The sequence below is a fragment of the Flavobacterium sp. genome (assembly GCF_965277525.1).
Taxonomy (GTDB): Bacteria; Bacteroidota; Bacteroidia; order Flavobacteriales; family Flavobacteriaceae; genus Flavobacterium.
On sequence record NZ_CBDIDC010000002.1, the window covers coordinates 493,204 to 515,955 of the forward strand.

Genomic DNA, 22,752 nt, shown 5'->3' on the forward strand with positions numbered 1-22,752 from the left:
TGCCACTAGTGCAAGGAGATTTTGGGATTACTGGCGAACATGCTTTCTAAAGGAACGGACAATTTCAAATGCGCCTATACTTACAAATATTCTGGCCAGAAAATCATAAAATGAGGCCCAGTTTCCCGGTTCGCTTACTTCAGACATGAAGTCTGTCCTATGCAGAGGATTGATAAAGTGAGGAAAGTAAGTCAGCAGTGAATCAAAGAAGAATCGGATTCCATTCCGACTTAGGTCAACATTTATATGCTTCAGGCTGTTTATAAACAGAGAGAAAAAAATGAAAGCAATTGATATTGTAACCAGGCAGGCCCTAATCCAGTCAGTTCCATGTGAGCTGAATAATCTTGAAGCATAAATTGCAATCCTTGATCCGGCATTATTGCCCGTTGAGTCATACTTTAGATATTTGTTTAAGTAAGACTGTGATATTTTATAATAGTCAGCTTTGTCTTTTGTATTGTTCTGCTTTGCCGCTGTAGTATACAAGTCATTGTAAACATTATAATAATTGAGAAAATTATCAGCGGAATTTACATCAGGTATTTTGGTATGCACGAGCTTTACTGCCGTAAGATCTGAATTTTTTATTGCAATCGTATATCGTTCAAACATAATTGACCTTAACTCCAAAATTCCAACGGATGAGTCTTGGATCTGAAATTTGAATTCCGGTTTCTCCTCATATGAAACAAAATCATCATAGTAATTTTTTTCGATAAAATTCCTGAATACGAACACAGGAAAGTTTCCCGTTAGCAGCTCGTTTGCTGTTATCCTCTTATCTAGCTTTGAAATAATCCTCAGCTCACTCTCGTTTGCTTCTTCTGAATCATGATAAGCCTTAACATATTCCTGACAATCTTTATCAATAAAAGAATTGACTCCTGCCGTTACGAGATTTGAAAGGTAGATCTTTCCATCGTTATTGAGCCCATTAATGTCAATGGATTTATTTATGATTCCATTGAAATCGAGACGGGAGGCAATATTGAAATAGCCTGTTAAACTTATATTGCTGATAATTGCCTTTTTGGCTGTAATTGTAAGTCCTGACTGTGAAGTTATATAAAGCTCCTTTATAAGCAGAAATGCGCCGGTAATTGAAAAAAAAGTCTTCTCATTGACAGGTTTGATTTCCATAATCTGGATTTTTCCCGCCTCCAACATTATTCCATTCAAAGCCTCAGTCCTGTCGAAGGATAGATAGAGAAGATCACAGCTCGCAATTCTGAAGCTTTTTTCAAGCCGGCAGTTTTCCAGCAAGAGACTATGGGCATTAATAGAAAATATAAGGAAATCATTAGAAAATGTACAGTTTCTGAATTCGAACGATCCAGGACATTCTGAGTTTTCTATGTAAATATCTTCAAAACTGCAATTTGAAAATGTGATCGTTTCTTTTATCGTTTTGTCACGGATAATTAATTTGCCCGTAATATTTCTATCTGCAATTACTTTGGTTCTAAAAACAGAAAGAGTAGTAATTCGCTCTGGGTTGTCAAGCAGCTGTAAAATATCTTCAGGACTAATATCTTCCATGGTATTTTTAATTTATAATATAAATATATTAAATCAAATGATTTCTTATTATTAGCTGCTTAAAAAAAGTATAACCTTCGTTTATTACGTACGCTTACTGTCGGAATTGCTGTTTTTGCGAAAAAAAATAGTAGGATGATCATGGTGAAAAAAGCACAAAATATTGAAAAAAGTAAGGAATGACATTTTCATATCAATAAAAAAAATGCCTATATTTAAATATAACTTTAAAAGGTTTTAAGCGGAAAATCGATTATCAGGACGCTAATGTTTTTTGAAGTAGATTATATATAGGATCCAGACCTTCAAAAAATATCTGACCGATCCAATAGCTTCGCAGGAGCACTTTACACCGCAACAACGTTGTGTGAATCAACTTGAGATAGTAAAATTGTTAAAGAGCAACGCCAATAGCACTACCAAAATTTCGTACCGCAATATTGCCAAGATAACTAAAAGAAATGTTAGTACTGTTCAAAGAGTTGCGCAAGCATTTAAAGAGCTGGGTGATAAGTTGTATTATAATGGCCTTACAGACCCGTTCGCAATGAAGTAATACCTATATTTATTAAAAAAAAATAAGCCACGTACAGGGCTTATTTTAATTAGGGTTGAAATTTCGGTGTTTTTGGTCGAAATGGAACACACATATAACTTTTTCCCGTCATTGACCAAAAACGAAAAAATCTCTTAGATTTAATTCTCAATATCAAAACTTGCAATTAAATCTTTTATTTCTTGCAGAAAATCACAATAATCGCTTATAAAATCGTTTACTACGACGTTATAAAACTGCGGATTATTATTTGAATTATTTCGGTTCAACGATAATGCAAAAGCGATTGGTTCGTTCCTCCCGTGGTAAGAGTGGACTTCTGAATTAGTAATTGAATGTTTGTGAGCATTTGTTACGTCATTCAAGGTTGTCAAAAGGTCGTTGTATTTTAGTAAAAATTCACTGTGAAAATCTGAACTATTTAAAAATGTTCCAATGCTATCAATTTTAATTTTTGTTGGAAATTCGTCACTAGAAAAACGATAATCTATTAAATATAATAGTGATATTAATTCGTCAGCAGTTTTACGCAACCAATAGAAAATCTGTTCAATTGCAAACTTTTCCTTTCCTAATAATTTAGACTTTAAGATTTCTTCTACGGGCGTTGTTGCTGATGTAGAAACAATTGTATGTGTTTTATCTAATTCTATTATGTAATCGTTTAGACTATCGAATCTTGTTACGATATCGTACCATTTTAAAACCATATTTCCAAATGAAGTATCGGAAGGTAAAGGAATTGAATGTTCAAGATGGTTGTAAATTACGTTGTGAAGTTTGTATACTTCAATAAGTTTGGTACTCATATTTTAATGGTTGGTTTGGTATTGTAAATTAGTGAGCGGCAAAGGTACAATAAAGTGAATAATTTAAATTTATTGTAAATAAAAAATCCTGCAAAAATCAGCTTACAGGATTTTGAAAATGATTGAGATAATAATTTTATGACAGGAATTAAAGTATATTAAACTGATTTCCATACTTCAATATAGTCAATATAGATTTTGCTTTTATTAAGCTCTAAGTTTACTTTCAATTTATTTAAGTGCTATACCAAAAGAAAATAAAGCGGATGATTTATCAGAAAATGTCCCGCTTAAAAAGAATCCGATTTTCTTTTGTATTGGTATGATTAACGTTGCCTCGTATGTAACTAAATAATCTTTTTTTTCTTCAAAAATTAATTCATATTTGTTGGGGTCGAATAGCATCAATGACGAACATAAAGTCAAAGTTAATTGACCACCCTCTTTAAAACCATCTAAAGCAAATTCAGTGCCTACCGTATTTACATTTTGAACAAAATTTTCTGTGTGATTATCAGTACCAATATTTTTATAAGTTGTGAATCTTGCTAGAGATGATACAAAGACTTTTGAATAAAATTTTTCTAGTCCGATATCACAACCAAAAAAGCCATTTCTATTATATTCATAACCGAGACCTATTGATATACCATTAAGTGATTGTGCTAATTTTCCAATTTTGGCTACTTCTGCAGTATCCTTTGTGAATTTAAAGTCTCCAATATTGCCGATAACTGAAAAACTTCTACGTTTTGATTCACTTTCTAGCATATTTAATGAAACAATTGCTGAGCCAATAAAATTATCCTCATCAGTATCAGAAACAAAATTGTAACCAACTTTTGCGCCCACCCAATAATTACTCGGTGCTAAAGTGCCATATGAAGCTACTACAAGTTCGGCCATATGTGCATCGTCGGCTTCTAACACAATTTCTTTATTTTCTAAAAAATACTTAACAGAAACTTCTTTAGTTATAAAGCCTATGAATTGAATTCGCAATAATTCAGAATCTTTTGTGTAAGTCATAGTAAATATACCTTCAAAATCTGTCGAAACTTTTTTGTTGGTCGTCAGATTGGTAATATCGGCACCAGGCATAACAATACCTGTTTCATCAACAACTTTGCCCGTTAATTTAAGCTCCTGAGAGAATAAATGATGGCAAAAAATAAACACGACTGCAATAAGTAATTTCTTTTTCATAATTATAGTTTTTAAATTTTTGGTAAATCAAAACTATAAAATAAAAATACGTTAATTTTAAGTATAAATACGTGTTTTTCAGTACAATACGTATAATTTACGCAATTGAAATAGTACTATGAAAATTTAAAATATCATTAGGAGATTTAACGAAAAAAATTAAAACACAAAATAATGACTTTGAGAACTGGCGCGCTGATAAAGCTAAACAGACAATAATTTATATTATTTTTTATAAAAATTGGAAAAGCGTGTTTTTTCGAAATTCAATATCCTTAGCCCATGACGACAAAAGCTCCCAAGTATAATCTGTAGTGATTAAATGTGGAGTTGAATTAAGGATGATTGGAATGTTCGGTTGGTAGAATCCATTTATGAAATCTGATTGAAGGTACGTTTCTTCGTTGTCCACTTCTGCATTAAAACGCCGTCGGGGATTCTCAATGGACGCCGATTGTTGAGTATAATAGCACATACTATTCCAGTTGTTAAGGTTAAAAAGCTCCTTATTCTAATATTCTTAAATCTTTATATGGCAGTTTAGCCTTAAGTGCCGCCTCAAAATTGGTATAAAACACTACACTTGTCAGCCGGTACCAGTTTGATGTAAGATAAATAGAAAAACTTCTCTGTGAAAACCAGCAGAGAAAAGATAAACTTCGCCGTTCAGAATTAGTCAGTCTTTCGCAGGAGACGAAAAACGTGTTCATATCGATGTGTACAATTGCTCAGCTCATAATCTGTCCATTTTTATACAGATCAAAATTAGCACAGATTGGAACAATGTTTTAGTTTTTTTAATGTTACAAATAGCAACAAAAATTAAAAAGCCTTATTTTTCAGGTGTTTTAAAATGAACTTTTTTTAAGCTTGAAACCATTATTCAGTATTTACGCAAAGTAATTTTCAAGAGATTGCCTTGATATCTATCAGAGATTATATTCTTGTTTTTCCATTAGTTAAGCAATATCTATACTATTTCTAAAATATATTTTCTTCTATCTCCACTTATCCACATCCTGGATTTTAGCTAGCAATTTACTGCTTTTACAATTTTTCGTGAAATCAAACATAATCAAGTTTTTAGAGAATGCAGTTTTCATTCGAAACGGATAAAAAGGCAGCCAAGTTAGCGTGCACCGGATCCTGCAGGCGCATAACGGCGCTGCCGCCCTTCGGGACTTATAGCCCTCCGTTTCCTTGATGCCCGCTTTATTCCTGCTTTCTTTTTTTCCGTTTTTTCTTTTGAAAACATTTTGTGGGAAAGGCAGGGGAAAAGAATTTTAAAAAATAAGTAATCATTTAAAATTTAGAAATCATGGAAATCACAGGACGTTTGACAAGAGATGCAGTTGTTGCCAAAACAGCAAAAGACAGGGAGGTGGTAAACTTCTCTATAGCAGTTAACGATACTTACAAAGCCAAAGGAAGTACGAAAACAACAAAAATAGTCACCTATATCGACTGCTCATATTGGCTCAGTGCGGGTGTTGCGCAATGGCTCAAAAAAGGCGCTATGGTGGAACTATACGGAAGAGTAGGAGTGAATGCCTATCTCAATTCGGAGGGCAAGGCGGTGGCAAGCCTCACTTTTCACACGAGCAACATCAAAATATTGGTGTTTGTCTCAGATGCTCAGCCTGTGCAGGCAACTGCCGTTCCCGCCAAAAACAGCAAAAAGGAACAGCCTGACGACCTGCCTTTTTAATGTGAATCAAATGTATAAGCCTAAAGAAATGAGTTATGAAAGCCTTGAAAAAATCAATATACGCCGAGTATGAAGTTCACGATGCATTCCAAAAGATAGTCCTTTTCGAAATGCAGTCTTATGACGGAATAAAAAAAGAACAGCTCAAAGCATTCCTTGAAGACATGCAGAGAAGCGGATGCATCAGCGGTATGATATCCCAGTTTATTTATCATGCCGACTGTAAAAAGTTCTACATCGAACACCTTGACGATTTGGAAGACATCAGAAAAGAAATGGAAGATTCCCTTGGAGAAGCAGTTAAAGACCGCTACGGTCTACCTCATTACACCTTTATGTGCTGGCTCTGTTTTGAAGAATATTGTTATGACATCTACAGAACCTCTTTTGAATAATCTTTTTGTTTCATCTTAAACCATGCCTTATGAAAGCTTCAGAAAACTTTAAGACCGCTATAGAAAATTACCTCAATCAGACCGCCCTTACCGATATTGTCTTTGCAAAGGACTTCGCCAAGGAATCGAAAAACTTGGAAAACTGTTGCAATTACATTTTTGGCGAGGTAAAAAAAACAGGACTGTGCGCCTTTGACAATCAGGAAATATTTGACATGGCGGTCAGATATTATGCAGATGACAGTATCGGACAGCCTCAGCCCGTTAATTGCAGGGTAGTGGCTAGTCCGCCTGCAAAGGCTGATTTGTTTACTACTATGCCTGAACTTCCGCAGAATACAGTTGTTGCAAAAACGGCAGTCATTGCTCCCAAAGCCGAATCAAAAACCTTGACACTCTTTGACCTATGATACCGAAAACCACCATCGAAAAACAGATTGTGTCCCTTAATGAGACCCTTTCGCCTGTATCGCAAAAGATGCAGGTTTGGGCAGAAAAAAACATTTTCATCAAATGGGGCGTGCTTTCAAGGGGGAAATTCCACTGCCTTGACTGTGCACATTCCTGGAAGCCCGATGCACAGAAAGCATCCTGTCAAAAATATATCAACTGTACGGCATGCAGTGGTAAGTTGAAAATGCAGCAATATAATCAGGTGCATTTCAAAGAAATAGAGTATTTCGCTGTTTTGGATGTGTGCGGAGGATTTCAGGTGGTGCGCATTATCTGTTCGCACAAGGACATGAAAAAGAACTGCATGCCGACTTATTTTCATAAGGAAGTGATGCAACATTGGATAAACGTGAAAGGGGAGGTGAGAACGCTCTCGCTCGGCACCAACGTTTTTTCACAAGCCTATGATGCATGGAAATATTATACTTCCCTTGAAATCCGCCCGAAGAGTTTTGAGGATTCTCCTAAATACCGCATCAATCCTTATAAGGTTTATTCATCTTCAAAGGCGATTTCCATCGTGAAAAGAAACGGCTTCAAAGGCGGTTTCTACGGTATCGCCCCGCAGGTTCTTCTTACGGCTCTTTTGAAAGATTCCTTTGCAGAGACTCTCCTCAAGAGAGGGCAGACCGATTTTCTTTCTCATTATCTGGTCTCGCACTCACAGCACATCAGGGAGAACTGGCAGGCAGTCAAAACCTGTGCTAAGAACAATTACAAGGTAAAGGACTTTGGACTTTGGGAAGATTACATCTCCCTGCTTAAATGGTTCAAAAAGGATTTGAATAATGCCGATTTGGTATGCCCTGAGAATCTGGAAGAAGTGCATGACAGGCTTGTGGAGAGAAAACGCATAATCCAAAGACGTCTCCATAAAAAGGAACTAAGAGCCCAAATACAGCAGGCGCAGATTAGCTATGAAGAACAGAAAAAACAGTTTTTCGGGCTTGAGTTCACAAAAGAGAATCTTTCAATCTGCGTTATGGAAAGCGTGCATGATTTTCTTGAACAGGGCGATATGCTCCGCCACTGCGTATTTACCAATGAATACTACAAAAAGAGAAACTCCCTCATCCTGTCGGCTAAATTTGAAAACAAACCCGTAGAGACCATAGAGGTGGCGCTTCCATCATTAGAAGTTGTGCAGTGCAGGGGAGATAAAAACAAGGTTTCCCCGCATCATAAGCAGATTTTGAAGCTTCTGCATCAGAATCTCTATCAGATTAAAAAGCGCATGAAAAACAAAAAAGAAGAAAGAGCCGAAAATTAGATTTCGGCTTTTTTTTTTAAAATTCGCCTGCGCAGACACTCAAAGGCGGGGACATCATCGTAGGGATATTAATGTTGTACTAAATTGTATGATTTTGTAATTAGTCTGGATGTCTCTAACTTATTATATTATATTTGTAGGTATATATAGCAAAACTGTCTTTAAATATTAATTTAATAATGTGTATTAATTTGGAAATAGAAAAATCATTTGAAGAAGTCAGGGAATTAATTCCACAAATCAATTTACTCTTAATAACTGCAAATGAAATTGAAACGTTTCATGTTAGACAAGCTTTACTACCTTTAAATGACGAAACGGATGTAATAAAGGTACCTCATGGGATGCATACTTATTTCATCGGTGTTTTTGGGGAGTATTTGGCTGTTCATGTTCAACTGGGAAAGATGGGATCGCTAAGTTATGCTGGAGCAATATTAACTGCTTTTGAATCTATTAATAAATGGAATCCTAAAGCAGTATTAATGATTGGTGTAGCTATGGGGGTTAATGAAGAAAAACAAAGAATAGGAGATGTTTTAATTTCTGATACAATCATATCATATGAAATTCAAAGGTTATCAAAAGGAGGAATTACACAACGGGGATCAATTGTAGATGCAGGTGGATTACTTTTGGATAGATTTAAAAATATATCTTGGACTAATCCTATTGATGACGGTTTGTTTTCCAAAATTTTACCAAGCCAAATACTTTCCGGCGAAAAGCTTATAGACAATTTAAGAGAAAGAAATAAAATATTGAAGGTTTTCCCGCAAGCATCCGGAGCAGAAATGGAAGGCTCGGGTATTTACGCTGCTTGTAAAAAGGCCAATATTAATGAATGGCTTTTAGTTAAAGGAATTTGTGACTATGGTGATGGAAATAAAGATGCGGATAAGGAGCAAAGACAAAATTTGGCTGCACAAAGTGCAACATCTTTATCTTTAAAAGTTTTTGGCTCGAAAGTAGGATTCACAGATATTGGCTTAGAGCCAATAAAAAGTGTCAATAAATCAAATAATGATGGGATTAAAAGAAATTCCGAAAAATTCGAAAATGAAATTGTAGCCATTGTTGAAGTAAATCAAAAACCAGAAATTATGCATTCCGCAGTTCAAATAACCGTAGCAGCATTTCTAGAATTAAGTTCTTATCAAAAAGCCAAGGTGATTGACACCCTTGATCTTCCCTTGAATACTTTGATAAATTTAAGTGCTCACGAGATGGATAAAGAAGTTTTTCGTCAAGTTCGAGAGAGAAATCTTTTACCAGCTTTATGGCAAGCTATAAACACTATAAAACCTTTTGAAAACAATATTAATCCATTTGTATGAGTAAAAATTACACCTGCGAAGATCTCTTTCCAACATGGTACAGAACAATAGAATTATCGTTAACTCAAGAAACTCTTCAAAAAAGAATTAGTGCAATTAATAAAATAATTGATGAAGAAAATGTAGAATTGTGGTTGGATATTGTGAAAATGGCACATGGTATAACAATTGGGAGTCCACAACATAAAGAATTGTTTGTAAGTATATTTAAAGAGTTTGACCTTTCGTTTCCAATTCAATCGAATGACAACATTGTTAAAACATTGTCAGAAATTTCTCTGTGCTTTTTATTTGAATCAACAACTGATTTACGACATATTGTTAGTCTTGCAGTTATAAATCTTAACTTTTTTGAGCAATATTCTGGATCGGATATCCCATTTTATAAATTAGCGCACCAAATGGATGCTATTAATAAAACAGGACCTATTTTTAATATTAGCGAAGCTGTAGAAAATTTAAGGGATAAAGCTTCGGCGATTGAAGAAGACGAGGAAGGGGAGGAAACATTAGAAATTGAAGACTCTTTAAATTTAATAAATTTAGTTATTCATATTAATGATGAAAATAATAAATTAAAGGAAGAGTCAAATGTTCTATGGTGGTTATTCACGCAATATAGCACATCTAATAAAGCTTATTTTTCTGAAGCTGGGTTGGCTAAAATGACAGTTTCTAGTCCTCATGAATTATTTGAAATAACTACGTATAGTGGTTTTTTAATTTCAGCTAAACATATTTTGCATAAAGCTCTAATTGTAAGCAATGGAAATAAAGTAAAACTAAAAGAATTATCACTAGCAGAGGTTATTATTGAAACATCGGAAAAAATTAAGGAGGAAATTTTATTAATTGGGCAACTTAATGAATTTACACCTTTTTTACATGCTATTAGTTTAGAAAAGTCTTTAGAAGATGTAAATTTATGGAAAGGTGCTTTTAATAAAAAGTTTGGCGCAGGAACTTGTGAAAGAAAGTTTAAACCAGAAGATTTAGCGTTCCAATTTTATACAGAAATGACATTTATAAAATCCTATCAATCGCTATAAATATGAGTGAGGTAAAAGCATGCTCACAAGCTGGTTGTGATATTCGAAATGATGGTAAGTGTTTGGAAGGACTTGATCAGGAATGTCCTCACTTCTACTGGGACGAAGAGTTGGTAGACGAAGAAATCGTTGAAGATGAAAGTCAATCTGTTGTCAAAAAGTTATCAAAGAAAATAGAAGTTTTTAAAGGTTCAGAATTGAATCTTAAAGAAATGTTATTGGTAACACAGAAGTATCCGTGCGATTTTGTAACAATTTTAGGTGACTTAGATTGTGGAAAAACTACTCTTTTAGCAACGATTTTTGATCTCTTTCAAATTGGACAATTTAAAAAGTATTTATTTGCAGGGTCATTAACTCAAAAAGCATTTGAGATAAGAAGTCATCTTTCCAGAATGTCATCAGGCTCAATTAAAGCTGATACTGAGCGAACTAAAACTCTTGATTTTAGAATTTTGCATATCGTGATTTCGAATTCCGAAATGTCTTTAAAAAAGCATTTTTTACTATCTGATATTTCTGGGGAAACTATTCAGTTAGCAAGAAGTTCAGGTTCAGCAATGAAAGAGCATCTTGGACTGGTAAAATTAGCTGATCACATAATTTATATAATTGATGGGGAGAAACTTGCAGGTTCCGAAAAGACTGCAGCAATGCATGATGCGGAATTATTCATTCAATCAGCAATAGATAATGAAATATTTTGTAGTGAGACAGTTCTGAATATACTGATATCCAAATGGGATCTTTTAGAAAGCTCGCAAAGTTTTAATTTAGACCAAGTGGTTATAAATAGAATTAATCGACGCTTTTCAGCAAAGTTAAAGGAAATCAATTTTAAAAAAATAGCTTCTAGACCAGATGAAGAAAATTCCACAGCTGTTGATCTAGGATTTGGATTACAAGATTTAATTGATGATTTGATGGATTTTCCTTTGCTTCAAAAAAGATTAACTTTGCAATCAAAAGTTTCACCACGATTTATTGATAATTATAAATTAAATGGAAATGAAGGATAAAGGAATATTGTTTTCTGGCCTGCCTGAATCAGGTAAAACTACATTTTTAGCTGCTTTATGGTATTATGTTTTCCATGCATTTGATGAAGGAGAATTTGAGTGCGATAGTCTTGAAAATACTGAATTAGAATATTTGAATCTAATAAGTCGGAATTGGGCAGGTTGTAATAACGTTATTAGAACTAATCAAGGTAAAATTGAACATGTTAATATTAAACTTATTAATAAAGTTAGCGGAAATTCACTGATCTTAAATATTCCAGACATCTCAGGAGAAACTTTTAAAACCCAGTTTACAGACAGAGAATGGGACGAGGAGTTTAATAATATACTGCAAAATGTTGATGGAATTTTACTTTTTATTGATCCACGAGATTTAAAAAACAAGCCAAGGCTAATATATCACGAAAATCAAAATTTTAGATATTTTGGAGCTGAAATGATTAATGCAACCTCGGAACAGCCATGGACAGAAGATTTAGTACCAAGTCAAGTGAAATTAGTTGATTTTTTGCAAATGATTGATTATAATATGCCTGGTGTTTTACGAAAGATTTCGGTTATTATTTCTTGTTGGGACTTAACTGATGGACAACGTGATCCTGAAATTTGGTGTAAAAGTGAGTTACCGCTTTTACATCAATATTTAATATCTAACGAGGATATTTTCAAAGTTAAATTCTTTGGAGTAAGTTCCCAGGGGGGAGACTATGATGATTCAGCTATTAAAGACTCGCTGCTTTCTATTGATGCATTGGAACGAATTAAAATTGTTCAGGGTTCGGAAATTTCAAATAATATTTTAAGTCCAATACTTTGGATAACGAATGAAGATAAAAATTGATCAAACGCTACATGGTTACCAAAATGGCCATCAGTTACTAATGTCATCTTCGCCACTTTCTAGTGAAGCGAAGAAAACTCTATTGGTCCAGTCTGATTTATCTGGTTCAAATATTGATGACGGATTTAAAGTATATATTAGTGGATATCCATTAGCGACTCACTACGCGTTTAGCAAAACGTGGTATGCAGATGAAATGAAAAGACCTGGATGCGTCTGGACGCACACTTTATTAATTCAGTTTTCGGATTTAGGAAAAATACCAGATTTAGATCAACTGTTGGGATATTTTGTTCGGCCATTGAAGGATTACTATGAAGAATATTCACAGCCTATTTTGTTTGAAAAGGATGAATTTAAAAACTCAATTACGTTCTTTGATGACTATTTAGCTGTTAAATCATTATTAGCAGCTATCTACAATCATCCTGAAAAAACTATAATTTGTCCAGCCTACAATTCTACGGATTTTGAAAAAGACATAGTTCAAATATGGAGTAATCAATGGCCACGCTTAAGAAGAAATTTTTCATTTTGCACTGGATCATTAAATTTAAAAATTATTAATGGCGCTGAATTTGATTTTCAAGTTGTACCTGCAAGAAATATAGTTTCAATCGAAAAGCAAAGTTTTGATTGCTATGTTATAGGCAATAAAACTGAATTTATAGAGGATAATTGGTCCAATCTTCTTAGTAACGGTCATAAAAATAGGCTACGTAAATTTCTTTGGCTTTATGGTTCTGATGTAAAGGGTTTAAGGAGAAATTATAAACCTTTACTTGAATTGTATAACTTTTCTATTACTGATGAACCTCCATTCTTTTTGATTAATGAGTTAGTCTCAGAAATATTTGAGGATAATGAAGGCATATTAATCAAGAAAGAAGTATATAATGATGGACAACTTTTTAATTTTAATGAGAAAGATCTTTTAAATTATTACGCTTCACATGTAAATACGGAAAACAGAAATATAAATGAAAGACTACTAAATGCAGTTAAATCTGGGAAGATAACTACTGAGGAGTTTATTAATTTTTATTTTAGTATGGGGCCTGATTCAATAAGCCACGATATTTGGAATAGCGTATCAATTGAACCATCGGAAATTATTAATCTATTAATGAGGGATTCTCGCTTAATTTCAGTGTTTTCAAAGAAAATACCTGAAATCGCGACTGATGTAAAAACATGGAAGTTGCCGACTTCTATTCAATTACAATTAATAGAAGTACTGGAAAATTCAAATAATATTAACTGGGAAAGAATTATTGATGTAATATTGGAATCCAAAAGTCAGATTCTTTTTCATTTATTAAGAAACAATGATCCAAGATTATATTATTTAATAAAAATATGTAACAAGAATCAATTTACTAATTGTTCGTCGGATGTCCTATCTTTAATTTTTAATAATAAAACAGTTTTAAAGGAATACATCCGGAAAAATGTTGAGACATTGTGTGCGGAATTTTGCTGCAAAATTTTTCTAAATCTTAACTATCATCATCTACATTCTATAGACTTGGATTCAAGGCAATGGATAATAATTTACAAAAAAATTAATGACGAGCGTGCGAGAATTTTTGCGTCATGTGCATTACTATCATTTGCGTTTTATCGAAAAATTTCAAATCCCGCGCCACTAATTACCGAATGTTTTAATGACGTTTATAATTTCGCTAAAAATTCGAAAATTAATTACAATGAATGGCGAATGATTCCTATTGACGCATTGGAGGAAGATGATGAAGACACTTTGTCTTCATTTTTTAGCTATTTGTTTGGGCCTAAGAAATCTGATGTTCCAAGTTGGGATTATTGTGAATTATTGATTAGAACACTTGTAAATAAATTTATAAAATTTCGTTGGCCATTACAGGGTTTTATTGGTAGCTTGGGAACTTTTGAAACAACCAAAAGTGCATTTAGCTATGCGCTTGGATTCAAAAAAGGACGAAAATTTCTTAAAGATATTTTGGCTAATGTCGATAAAGGAAAAATAACTGTGAGACAAGATCAGATTCAATTAATTAATCATTTGCGAAGAGAATTGTAGTTATTATTAGCAATTTGCTGTTTCACAACTGCTTTTTAAAGTTATTTTTTAATCTATTTTTCAAAAGCCGGTTATATGATAATCCCATTAGGATTTCAAAAGTAAGTAAATATCTTAAGATGAATTGATCTGCGGTCCTTCAGAGGTCAGATGAGCGGAAAAATATTTCATTTAATAATTTTGTTTTTTTCTCGCCACATATTTCTTAAAGATAAATTTTATTTGTTTTGTACCTTATTTGTACCATTACCTTGTGAGATACTGATTTATATAGGATGTTAATTTTGAAGAAGTAAAATAATTCTTCTTTCACAATAAGAAAAAGCCGAATCAGAAATGATTCGGCTTTTTTTATGGGGTTATGTTACCGTTATGAATTAAACCCGACAGGTTTTTAAAACCTGTCGGGTTTATCTTTAAAAAATAATAAAAAGATTACATTTTAAAGATGTGATAATTAGTTAATCTTTCCCATCAAAATGATAAATGTCATTTCCCATTCAGATTCTTTTTCGTAATATTACTATGTAAATATTTTTGAATGAGAAAGATCAAATACAAGAAAGGGCGGAAGCTTCAACATGTAACTTTAGAATATACAGGCTCGCAAAAAGAACATAAAACTGAAATGCAACTTTTTGTATATGATGATGCAGATGTTGTTGAATATGAGAAATTTACTGTTTTAGCATTAAACACCTGTATTGATTATACGAAAAATAACTGGCTGAACATTCACGGATTAAATGATATTAATTTAATCAAAACAATTGGTGCACATTTTAAACTTGATGATTTTTTATTAGCAGATATTTTAAATACGACCAAAAGAACCAAGCTTGAGGAACAAAAGGATATTTTATTTTTTAATATAAAATCACTTTTGCCTTCTGAATATTCAGATAATATAAGCGTTGAGCAAATTAGTTTTATTTTGAAAGACGGAATTTTGATTTCGTTTCAGGAAAAACGAAGTGATTTTTTTACACATATACGAGAGCGTTTACGAACGCATGCCGGAATTGTAAGAACTAAAAAGGTCGATTATTTGCTCTATTTATTATTAGATGCTGTAATGGAAAACTTTTACATTACGATTGAAGACGAAGAAGATAAAATTGAAGAACTGATCAATTTAACGAAGAAAGGTGCTGATCCTGTTATTTTAGAAAAAATTGAAAATCATCGTGATAATTTTAATTTTTTAAAGCGTTCTATTATCCCTCTTAGGGATTCGTTATATTATTTAAAAACGATCAAAGATGATGATACTTATAACGGAATAGAAAAAGAAACCTTTAGTTTTTTCATCCGGTTGCACCAAAAAAGTTTAGAGCTTTTAGAACAAATTGAGTCGGATATGAGTTCATTAGAAAGTGCTTCTAATTTTTATTTTTCGGAACAAAGCCGAAAAATGAATGAGATTATGAAAACCCTTACGATTATTTCAGCCATATTCATTCCGCTCACTTTTATTGTTGGGGTGTATGGAATGAACTTCGAGAATATGCCCGAACTTCGATATAAATATGGATATCACAGTGTGATGATTGCGATGTTCTTTTTAGTAATCGCTTTGATTATTTATTTCAAAAAGAGACGTTGGTTTTGACGTTTATTATACAACTAAAAATTTGTTAAGTTTCAATATATAAATTATGAGTAAAGCAATATATATAGCCACAAGTGATCATAATAGCGGAAAATCGATAATTACACTAGGTTTGATGAGTATTTTGATTGGTAAAACGGCTAAAGTAGGGTATTTTAGACCAATTGTAGAGGATTTTGTTGATGGAGAACCAGACAATCATATCGAAACTGTTCTGTCGTATTTTAATCTTGATATTAAGTTTGAAGATGCTTATGCAATCACAAAAAGCAAATTGATCAAAAAGAAAAACAAAGGAAAAATAGGCGAGGTTTTAGATTTGATTATCGAAAAGTATAAAAAGCTTGAAGAGCGTTTTGATTTTGTTTTGGTAGAAGGAACGAGCTTTACCGGTGAAGGAACTTCAATAGAATTAGATTTGAATGTTTTAATTGCAAAGAATCTCGGAATTCCAACCATCATTATAGGTTCTGGAGTTGGAAAAACATTAGAAGAACTAGTGGACAGCCTTTATTTGGTTTATGACTCTTTTAAAATAAAAGAAGTTGAAGTTTTATCGGTAATTGCAAACAAAGTGCAGTTTGAAAATATAGAATTGGTTACACAGGGACTGCAGAAAAGTTTGCCGGGCAATGTTCTGATTAATACAATTCCGTTGATTTCAAGTTTGAACAACCCAACGATGCAGGAAATTGTTAATCAGCTTGATGCAAAAGTATTGTTTGGTAGTGCTTATCTAAACAATGAAATTGGTCATTTTAGCGTAGGTGCGATGCAATTGCATAATTACTTAGTGCACTTAAATGATAATGCTTTGGTGATTACACCGGGAGACCGTTCAGATATTATTTTAGGTGCTTTACAAGCCAATGAATCGGCTAATTATCCTACTATATCAGGAATCATTCTAACGGGGAATATTGTTCCGGAAGACAGTATTTTAAAGCTTATTGAAGGGCTTTCAGCCATTGTGCCCATTATTGCTGTTGACGGAGGAACATACAGTATTACCAATAAAATTGGTTCAATCAAATCAGAAATTTATGCGAATAACACACATAAGATTGAAACATCGATTAGTACTTTCGAAAAATATGTAGAAGTAGATACGCTATCGGAAAGGTTAATCACTTTTATACCGGAAGGAATGACACCAAAAATGTTCCAGTACAATATGGTAAAAAGAGCCAAACAGCATCGTAAACATATTGTTTTGCCTGAAGGAAATGATGACCGTATTATCATTGCTGCTTCAAGATTGTTAGACATGGATGTCGTTGATATTTCGATAATAGGAGAAAGAAAACAAATCGAAAATAAAATTGCAGAATTAGGGCTTACCTTTGATTTTTCGAAAGTTACCATTATCAATCCAAAAGAATCTGAGCTTTATGAGGATTATGCCAATACGTATTATGAGCTTAGAAAGGCTAAGAATGTAAGTATTACAATGGCACGGGATTTAATGGAAGATGTCTCTTATTTTGGCACTATGATGGTGTATAAAGGTCATGCTGACGGAATGGTTTCGGGAGCCGCGCATACCACGCAACATACCATTTTACCTGCTTTACAATTCATTAAAACCAAACCAAATTCATCAGTAGTTTCATCCGTATTTTTTATGTGTCTGGAGGATCGCGTTTCAGTTTTTGGAGATTGTGCCATTAATCCAAATCCAACAGCAGAACAATTGGCTGAAATTGCGATTTCATCAGCTGAATCAAGTTTAGCATTTGGGATAGAGCCTAAAATTGCCATGCTTTCTTACTCATCAGGATCATCAGGAAAAGGAGATGAAGTGGATAAAGTGAGAACGGCAACCGAAATTGTAAAACAAAAACGACCGGATCTGAAAATTGAAGGACCAATTCAGTATGATGCTGCTGTTGATAAAGTGGTTGGTAAAAGCAAGATGCCGGATTCTGAAGTAGCAGGCCAGGCGAGTGTACTTATTTTTCCGGATTTAAATACCGGGAATAATACATATAAAGCAGTACAAAGAGAAACCGGAGCTTTGGCTATTGGACCAATGTTACAAGGTTTAAATAAGCCTGTAAACGATCTGAGCCGTGGTTGTACGGTAGACGATATTATAAACACAGTAGTAATTACAGCAATTCAGGCGCAAGGATTGTAATCAATTATTATAAATTATAAATTATGAGTTTGTGTTATGATTAGTACGTGAAAAATCCCTTGTTATCCGTGTCTTCGGGATAGCGAATCGATTTCATCCGCGTTCAATTTAGTTCTATATAAAATAAATTTAAAAAAGCTTTGAGCCTCCTACTAAAAAAAACTTAGCAACTTAGAGACTCAGCATCTTAGCAACTTAAAAAAAAATGAAAATATTAATTATAAACTCAGGAAGTTCATCAATAAAATACCAATTAATGATCATGCCAACAAACGAAGTAATTTGTTCTGGTATGATCGACAGGATTGGATTGGAAACTTCCAATGTAACATTTAAGACTCCTTCAGATTCAATAGAAGAAATATTACCAATTGCTACGCATAAAGTAGGTTTACAGAAAGTAGCCAAAATGCTTTTGGACCCGGAAAAAGGCGTTATAAAATCTACTTCAGAAATTGGTGCAGTGGGTCATCGCGTAGTACATGGAGGAAGTTATTTCTCAGATACGACTATTATAACTGATGAGGTTAAAGAAAAAATAAAAGAGCTTTCTGAATTAGCTCCGTTGCATAATCCTGCACATTTAGTAGGAATAAATGTTGCTGAGGAAATTTTTTCGACAGCACAACAAGTAGCCGTCTTTGATACTGCTTTCCATCAGACTATTCCTGTTGAAGCCTATAAGTATGCGATTCCAAATTATCTTTTAACGGAGAATAAAGTGAGAGTTTACGGTTTTCACGGAACAAGTCACAAATACGTTTCAGAAAAAGCAATTGAGCATTTAGAAAAGAATTCTAAAATTATTACCATTCATTTAGGAAATGGATGTAGTATGACGGCAATAAAAGACGGAAAAAGTATTGATCATACAATGGGCTTTTCTCCTGCTAATGGTTTGATAATGGGAACCCGTGCCGGCGATATCGATCAGTCAGTCATTTTTTATATGATTAAAAATCTGGGCTATTCGGCAGATGATGTAAATTCAATTTTGCTGAAACAAAGCGGAATGCTTGGACTTACCGGATATAGCGATTTACGTGATATAGAAGCAGAAGCTGCAAAAGGAAACAAAGAATGTGAATTGGCTTTGTTGATGAATGCCTATCGCATTAGAAAATTTATTGGTTCTTATACAGCTGCTTTAAATGGTTTAGATGTTATTGTTTTTACAGCAGGAATTGGCGAAAATTCATCATATATGCGTCAATTGGTTTGTACTGATATGGAATATTTCGGAATTGAATTAGATGAAGAAAAAAATAAAATTCGTTCTAAGGAAATTAGAGAAATTAATGCACTAAATTCAAAAACAAAAGTTTTGGTTGTGCCAACAGATGAAGAATATGAAATTGCCAGTCAGGTCTATCAATTGCTACAGAATTAATTGATTTTACTACTTTAAATTGCTTCAAATGATTATTTTAACTATACTGCTGTTCTTAATTTTTACGGTGATTTCAGCGCTTCATTTTTATTGGGGTTTTGGAGGTAAATGGGGAAGCCAGGCAGTTGTACCCACAAATGATGAAGGAGTATTAGTTTTTGTTCCCAGGACAATTTCAACCTTTATTGTCGCTATTGGCTTGCTGTGTTTTGGTGTCTTTTATTTGATAAAATATGGTTGTATAACCATGAGTTTACCAATATGGCTTGATAAATACGGATTTTGGATCATAATTTTTATATTTACTTTGAGAGCTATTGGAGATTTTAACTATGTGGGCTTCTTTAAAAAACACAAAAGTTCTGAATTTGCCTTAAATGATACAAAATATTATTCACCCTTATGTTTGGTGATTAGTATTCTGACTTTAATTTTAGAATTCAATAACTAAAGGATTTGAATTAAAATTTTTAAAAAAGCTCTTGATTCCAGGAGCTTTTTTTATGCTTTCAGATTAAATATTTGTCAGTATCTTTGAATATAAAATACCATATTTTGAAATCGATACTTTTAAAACTACTTTTTTTCTTTTTCATTGCTTCACACATACAAGCACAAGAATTACTTCCCTTTGTAGAAAATTATAATAAATCAGATTACCAGGGCGACAATCAAATTTGGAATGTAGCTCAGGGGAAAGATAATGCCATGTATTTTGCGAATAATCATTATTTATTGCGTTATGATGGTGTGATGTGGGAAAAGTATACATTACCAAATAAAACGATTATCCGCTCGATTATGATAGAAGGCGATAAGATCTATTCCGGTTCTTATAAGGAATTTGGTTATTGGTACAGAAAAGAAGGTAAAATGCACTATGTTTCTATTACCAAAAATTTGCGCTTATTTGACGAGAAAGATAATGAAGAAATCTGGAAAATTTTCAGGTTCAATGGATCCATATATTTTCAATCTTTTAATGATGTTTTTATTTATAACGGAAAACACATTCAAAAGATTAAATTTCCTTTTTTAATTTCCTATTGTTTTGTAGTGGATAATAGTGTTTACGTAGCTTCAGTCGAAAAAGGCCTTTTTAAGATGGATTGCTCAAAAATCACAAATCCGAAAGGCTGGAATGTTTTGAAGAAAACAGTTGTTCACGCGATAGAAAAATACCAAAACAAAACGTATATTTTTACTCAGAAAAAGGGCATTTTTATAGTTGAAAAAGAAGGCTTAAGAACGTGGAATCATCCTTTAAATGAAACCTTAAAAGATGCTACTATAAACGTGGCTAAATTTATTAAAAACAATAAATTGGTCATAGGAACAGGTAATAGGGGACTTTTTATTTATGATTTCAACACAGATAGTTATAAGAATATCGATCGAAACAATGTACTGAAAAATAATTCAGTGTTGAGTATTGGTTTCGATAAAGAAAATGATTTATGGCTTGGTTTGGATAATGGTATTACTCATGTAGAAGTAAATTCGCCAATATCTTTTTTTTATGATAATTCAGGAATTTTAGGGTCTGTTTATTCAGTTGCGGCAATCGATAAAGGATATTTAATTGCTTCTAACCATGGTGTTTTTGAATTTGTTTCAGGTAAGTTTAAAATGCTTCCCAACACTCAGGGTCAGGCATGGAATATTACTAAAATTAATAATAAATATATCATTGGGCACAACGATGGTACCTTTTGCTATGAGAATGGGACTTTAGTTAAGATTAATAATATAAGTGGAGGATGGAACCTGTCTAAAAGTATTATCAATAATACTTATTTTCAATCTACTTACAGCGGGGTTCTGGTGTATGATGATATTTCGAAACTAACGCAGTATAAAATTATTAAAGATCTTTCGAAACCCATTAAATATGTTGCTCAGAATAAAAAGAATGAAATTTGGGCTGCTGATAATTATCGCGGATTATACCGTGTTCAGTTTGATGATCATTTTAATACCAAAAAGGTTGAGAATATTACGCAGCAAAGTAAAATAAAAAATGACTTTGGGATTAAGATTTTTGAATTTAGGAAAGAAATTCTTTTTCTGATAAATAATTTATGGTACACTTATAATTCTATTACCAATAATCTTGAAGAAAACGAGCTGTTTAATTCTAATTTCAAGAATATAACAGATGTTGTTGCAATTGATAATGATCATTTTGTTGTACTTCAGAATGGGATTTTATATCATATTTATGCTACGGGAAATAAGTTTATCTGGAATATCATTCAGGAGAAATATTATAAAGGAACCTTAATCAATGATAATTTACGAATTTTTAAAACTCAAAACCATTATCTGTTAAATCTGGATGACGGGTTTATTTCTCTTCAGTTGAAATATGAAAACAAGCAAAATTCAAATGTCAAAATAGAAGCTTTTAATGGTGGTGACCTGATTATTGATGATTCTAAGATTAAATACAATACAGAGTTAAGAATAAATGTTATTTCGGGAATTTATGGCGCCAGCAAACCCAATTTGTTCTATAAACTGAATAAAAGCAAAGAGTATATTCAGATTTCTAATGGTCAGGTGGTGTTGAATAATCTAAATAGTGGAAATCATTCGATCGTTATTTACAAGCACGATGGGGCGAGTTATGAAAAAGTTTCGGGTTTTGAATTTAAAGTAGCTGAACCCTGGTATTTTTCTATCTGGATGGTGATGCTTTATATGCTGATAATAGGCGCGGTACTCTTTTTCTATTATAAATGGAATAAACTTCGCTACATGCAGAAATTAAAATTGCAGGCAGAAGAATTAAAACATCAGCGCGAAATTTTGGAAATGGAATTAAAAGCTGAAAATGAATTGAATGTACAGGAATATCAAAAACATATTTTAGAACTGGAATTGCAAACTAAATCTTCTGAGGTAGCCGGTAAATCATTATCTATTGCAAAACAAAGTGAAATGATTGAAAATATTCAGAGTATTTTAGATTCAGAAAAAGATTTTAATAAGCTTAAAAGTGAAATCAGAAAAGCAATTAAAATAAATGAAGTCAATAAACACGAATGGGAAATATTTGAAACTAACTTGAATCAAATTCACAATGAGTTCATCATTAACCTTTCTAAAAAGTTTCCTAGTCTTACTCCAAAGGATATAAAACTATGTGTTTATCTTAAAATGAATCTTTCTTCTAAGGAAATTGCTCCCATGATGAATATCTCTTTCAGGGGTGTAGAACTACATAGATATCGCTTAAGAAAGAAATTAAACCTCTCTCAGGAGGAAAATCTCTCAAAGTTTTTATTAAGTGTGTAAGATTTGCATTTAATTTTTGAAGATATTATATTTTTACATATCTTTTTTTATATAATTCCA

General features: G+C 32.9%; 17 protein-coding genes. 14 read left to right on the forward strand and 3 right to left on the reverse strand.

All coding sequences use genetic code 11. The features are described 5' to 3' along the window. Nucleotides 1-27 precede the first annotated feature (27 nt). The 3 genes from ACQY44_RS04250 to ACQY44_RS04260 all read right to left on the reverse strand — a co-directional run bounded on the left by ACQY44_RS04250 (nucleotide 28) and on the right by ACQY44_RS04260 (nucleotide 4,113). Nucleotides 28-1,542 carry a hypothetical protein gene (locus tag ACQY44_RS04250; RefSeq protein WP_428229162.1) on the reverse strand — a complete coding sequence of 505 codons (1,515 nt, stop codon included), beginning with the start codon at nucleotides 1,540-1,542 and terminating at the stop codon, nucleotides 28-30. A 696-nt stretch (nucleotides 1,543-2,238) separates the two neighbouring features. Beyond that, on the reverse strand, nucleotides 2,239-2,907 hold the full coding sequence (locus ACQY44_RS04255; protein WP_428229163.1) for a hypothetical protein: 669 nt from the start codon (nucleotides 2,905-2,907) through the stop codon (nucleotides 2,239-2,241). Nucleotides 2,908-3,138: 231 nt separating this feature from the next. Continuing rightward, a complete protein-coding gene (locus tag ACQY44_RS04260) occupies nucleotides 3,139-4,113 on the reverse strand; it encodes a carboxypeptidase-like regulatory domain-containing protein (protein ID WP_428229164.1) in 975 nt (324 codons plus the stop codon). A gap of 1,318 nt (nucleotides 4,114-5,431) precedes the next feature. On the opposite strand from ACQY44_RS04260, the gene ACQY44_RS04265 reads away from it, so the two are divergent. The 14 genes from ACQY44_RS04265 (at nucleotide 5,432) to ACQY44_RS04330 (ending at nucleotide 22,692) form a co-directional block, all read left to right on the forward strand. After that, a complete protein-coding gene (locus tag ACQY44_RS04265; RefSeq protein ID WP_428229165.1) occupies nucleotides 5,432-5,821 on the forward strand; it encodes a single-stranded DNA-binding protein in 390 nt (129 codons plus the stop codon). 35 nt (nucleotides 5,822-5,856) lie between these two features. Further along, nucleotides 5,857-6,216 (forward strand): DUF7222 domain-containing protein, encoded by a 360-nt coding sequence (locus tag ACQY44_RS04270; RefSeq protein ID WP_428229166.1) that lies wholly within the window; start codon nucleotides 5,857-5,859, stop codon nucleotides 6,214-6,216. Nucleotides 6,217-6,245: 29 nt separating this feature from the next. Next, the gene (locus ACQY44_RS04275; protein ID WP_428229167.1) at nucleotides 6,246-6,626 is read left to right on the forward strand and encodes a PcfK-like family protein; all 381 of its coding nucleotides are present in this window, start codon (nucleotides 6,246-6,248) and stop codon (nucleotides 6,624-6,626) included. Beyond that, nucleotides 6,623-7,939 carry a PcfJ domain-containing protein gene (locus tag ACQY44_RS04280; RefSeq protein ID WP_428229168.1) on the forward strand — a complete coding sequence of 439 codons (1,317 nt, stop codon included), beginning with the start codon at nucleotides 6,623-6,625 and terminating at the stop codon, nucleotides 7,937-7,939. Before ACQY44_RS04275 ends, ACQY44_RS04280 begins: the two co-directional genes overlap by 4 nt. Before the next feature lie 191 nt (nucleotides 7,940-8,130). Continuing rightward, nucleotides 8,131-9,276: a hypothetical protein gene (locus ACQY44_RS04285; protein WP_428229169.1), complete on the forward strand. Its 1,146-nt coding sequence runs from the start codon at nucleotides 8,131-8,133 to the stop codon at nucleotides 9,274-9,276. Next, complete coding sequence (locus ACQY44_RS04290; RefSeq protein WP_428229170.1) at nucleotides 9,273-10,325, forward strand: GTPase-associated system all-helical protein GASH; 1,053 nt, start codon at nucleotides 9,273-9,275, stop codon at nucleotides 10,323-10,325. Before ACQY44_RS04285 ends, ACQY44_RS04290 begins: the two co-directional genes overlap by 4 nt. A 2-nt stretch (nucleotides 10,326-10,327) precedes the next feature. Next, the gene (locus tag ACQY44_RS04295; RefSeq protein ID WP_428229171.1) at nucleotides 10,328-11,344 is read left to right on the forward strand and encodes a TRAFAC clade GTPase domain-containing protein; all 1,017 of its coding nucleotides are present in this window, start codon (nucleotides 10,328-10,330) and stop codon (nucleotides 11,342-11,344) included. Beyond that, nucleotides 11,334-12,188, forward strand: coding sequence for a TRAFAC clade GTPase domain-containing protein (locus ACQY44_RS04300; RefSeq protein WP_428229172.1), 855 nt, complete (start codon nucleotides 11,334-11,336; stop codon nucleotides 12,186-12,188). Before ACQY44_RS04295 ends, ACQY44_RS04300 begins: the two co-directional genes overlap by 11 nt. Then, the gene (locus ACQY44_RS04305; RefSeq protein ID WP_428229173.1) at nucleotides 12,172-14,250 is read left to right on the forward strand and encodes a hypothetical protein; all 2,079 of its coding nucleotides are present in this window, start codon (nucleotides 12,172-12,174) and stop codon (nucleotides 14,248-14,250) included. Before ACQY44_RS04300 ends, ACQY44_RS04305 begins: the two co-directional genes overlap by 17 nt. Nucleotides 14,251-14,791: 541 nt before the next feature. Beyond that, a complete protein-coding gene (corA, locus tag ACQY44_RS04310) occupies nucleotides 14,792-15,862 on the forward strand; it encodes a magnesium/cobalt transporter CorA (protein WP_428229174.1) in 1,071 nt (356 codons plus the stop codon). 46 nt (nucleotides 15,863-15,908) lie between these two features. After that, nucleotides 15,909-18,002, forward strand: coding sequence for a phosphate acetyltransferase (gene pta, locus ACQY44_RS04315; RefSeq protein WP_428229175.1), 2,094 nt, complete (start codon nucleotides 15,909-15,911; stop codon nucleotides 18,000-18,002). Between the two features lie 205 nt (nucleotides 18,003-18,207). After that, nucleotides 18,208-19,392, forward strand: a complete 1,185-nt coding sequence (locus ACQY44_RS04320; protein ID WP_428229176.1) for an acetate/propionate family kinase — start codon at nucleotides 18,208-18,210, stop codon at nucleotides 19,390-19,392. Nucleotides 19,393-19,420: 28 nt separating this feature from the next. Then, nucleotides 19,421-19,843 (forward strand): DUF3995 domain-containing protein, encoded by a 423-nt coding sequence (locus tag ACQY44_RS04325; protein ID WP_428229177.1) that lies wholly within the window; start codon nucleotides 19,421-19,423, stop codon nucleotides 19,841-19,843. Nucleotides 19,844-19,947: 104 nt separating this feature from the next. Beyond that, complete coding sequence (locus tag ACQY44_RS04330) at nucleotides 19,948-22,692, forward strand: LuxR C-terminal-related transcriptional regulator (protein WP_428229178.1); 2,745 nt, start codon at nucleotides 19,948-19,950, stop codon at nucleotides 22,690-22,692. Nucleotides 22,693-22,752 lie beyond the last annotated feature (60 nt).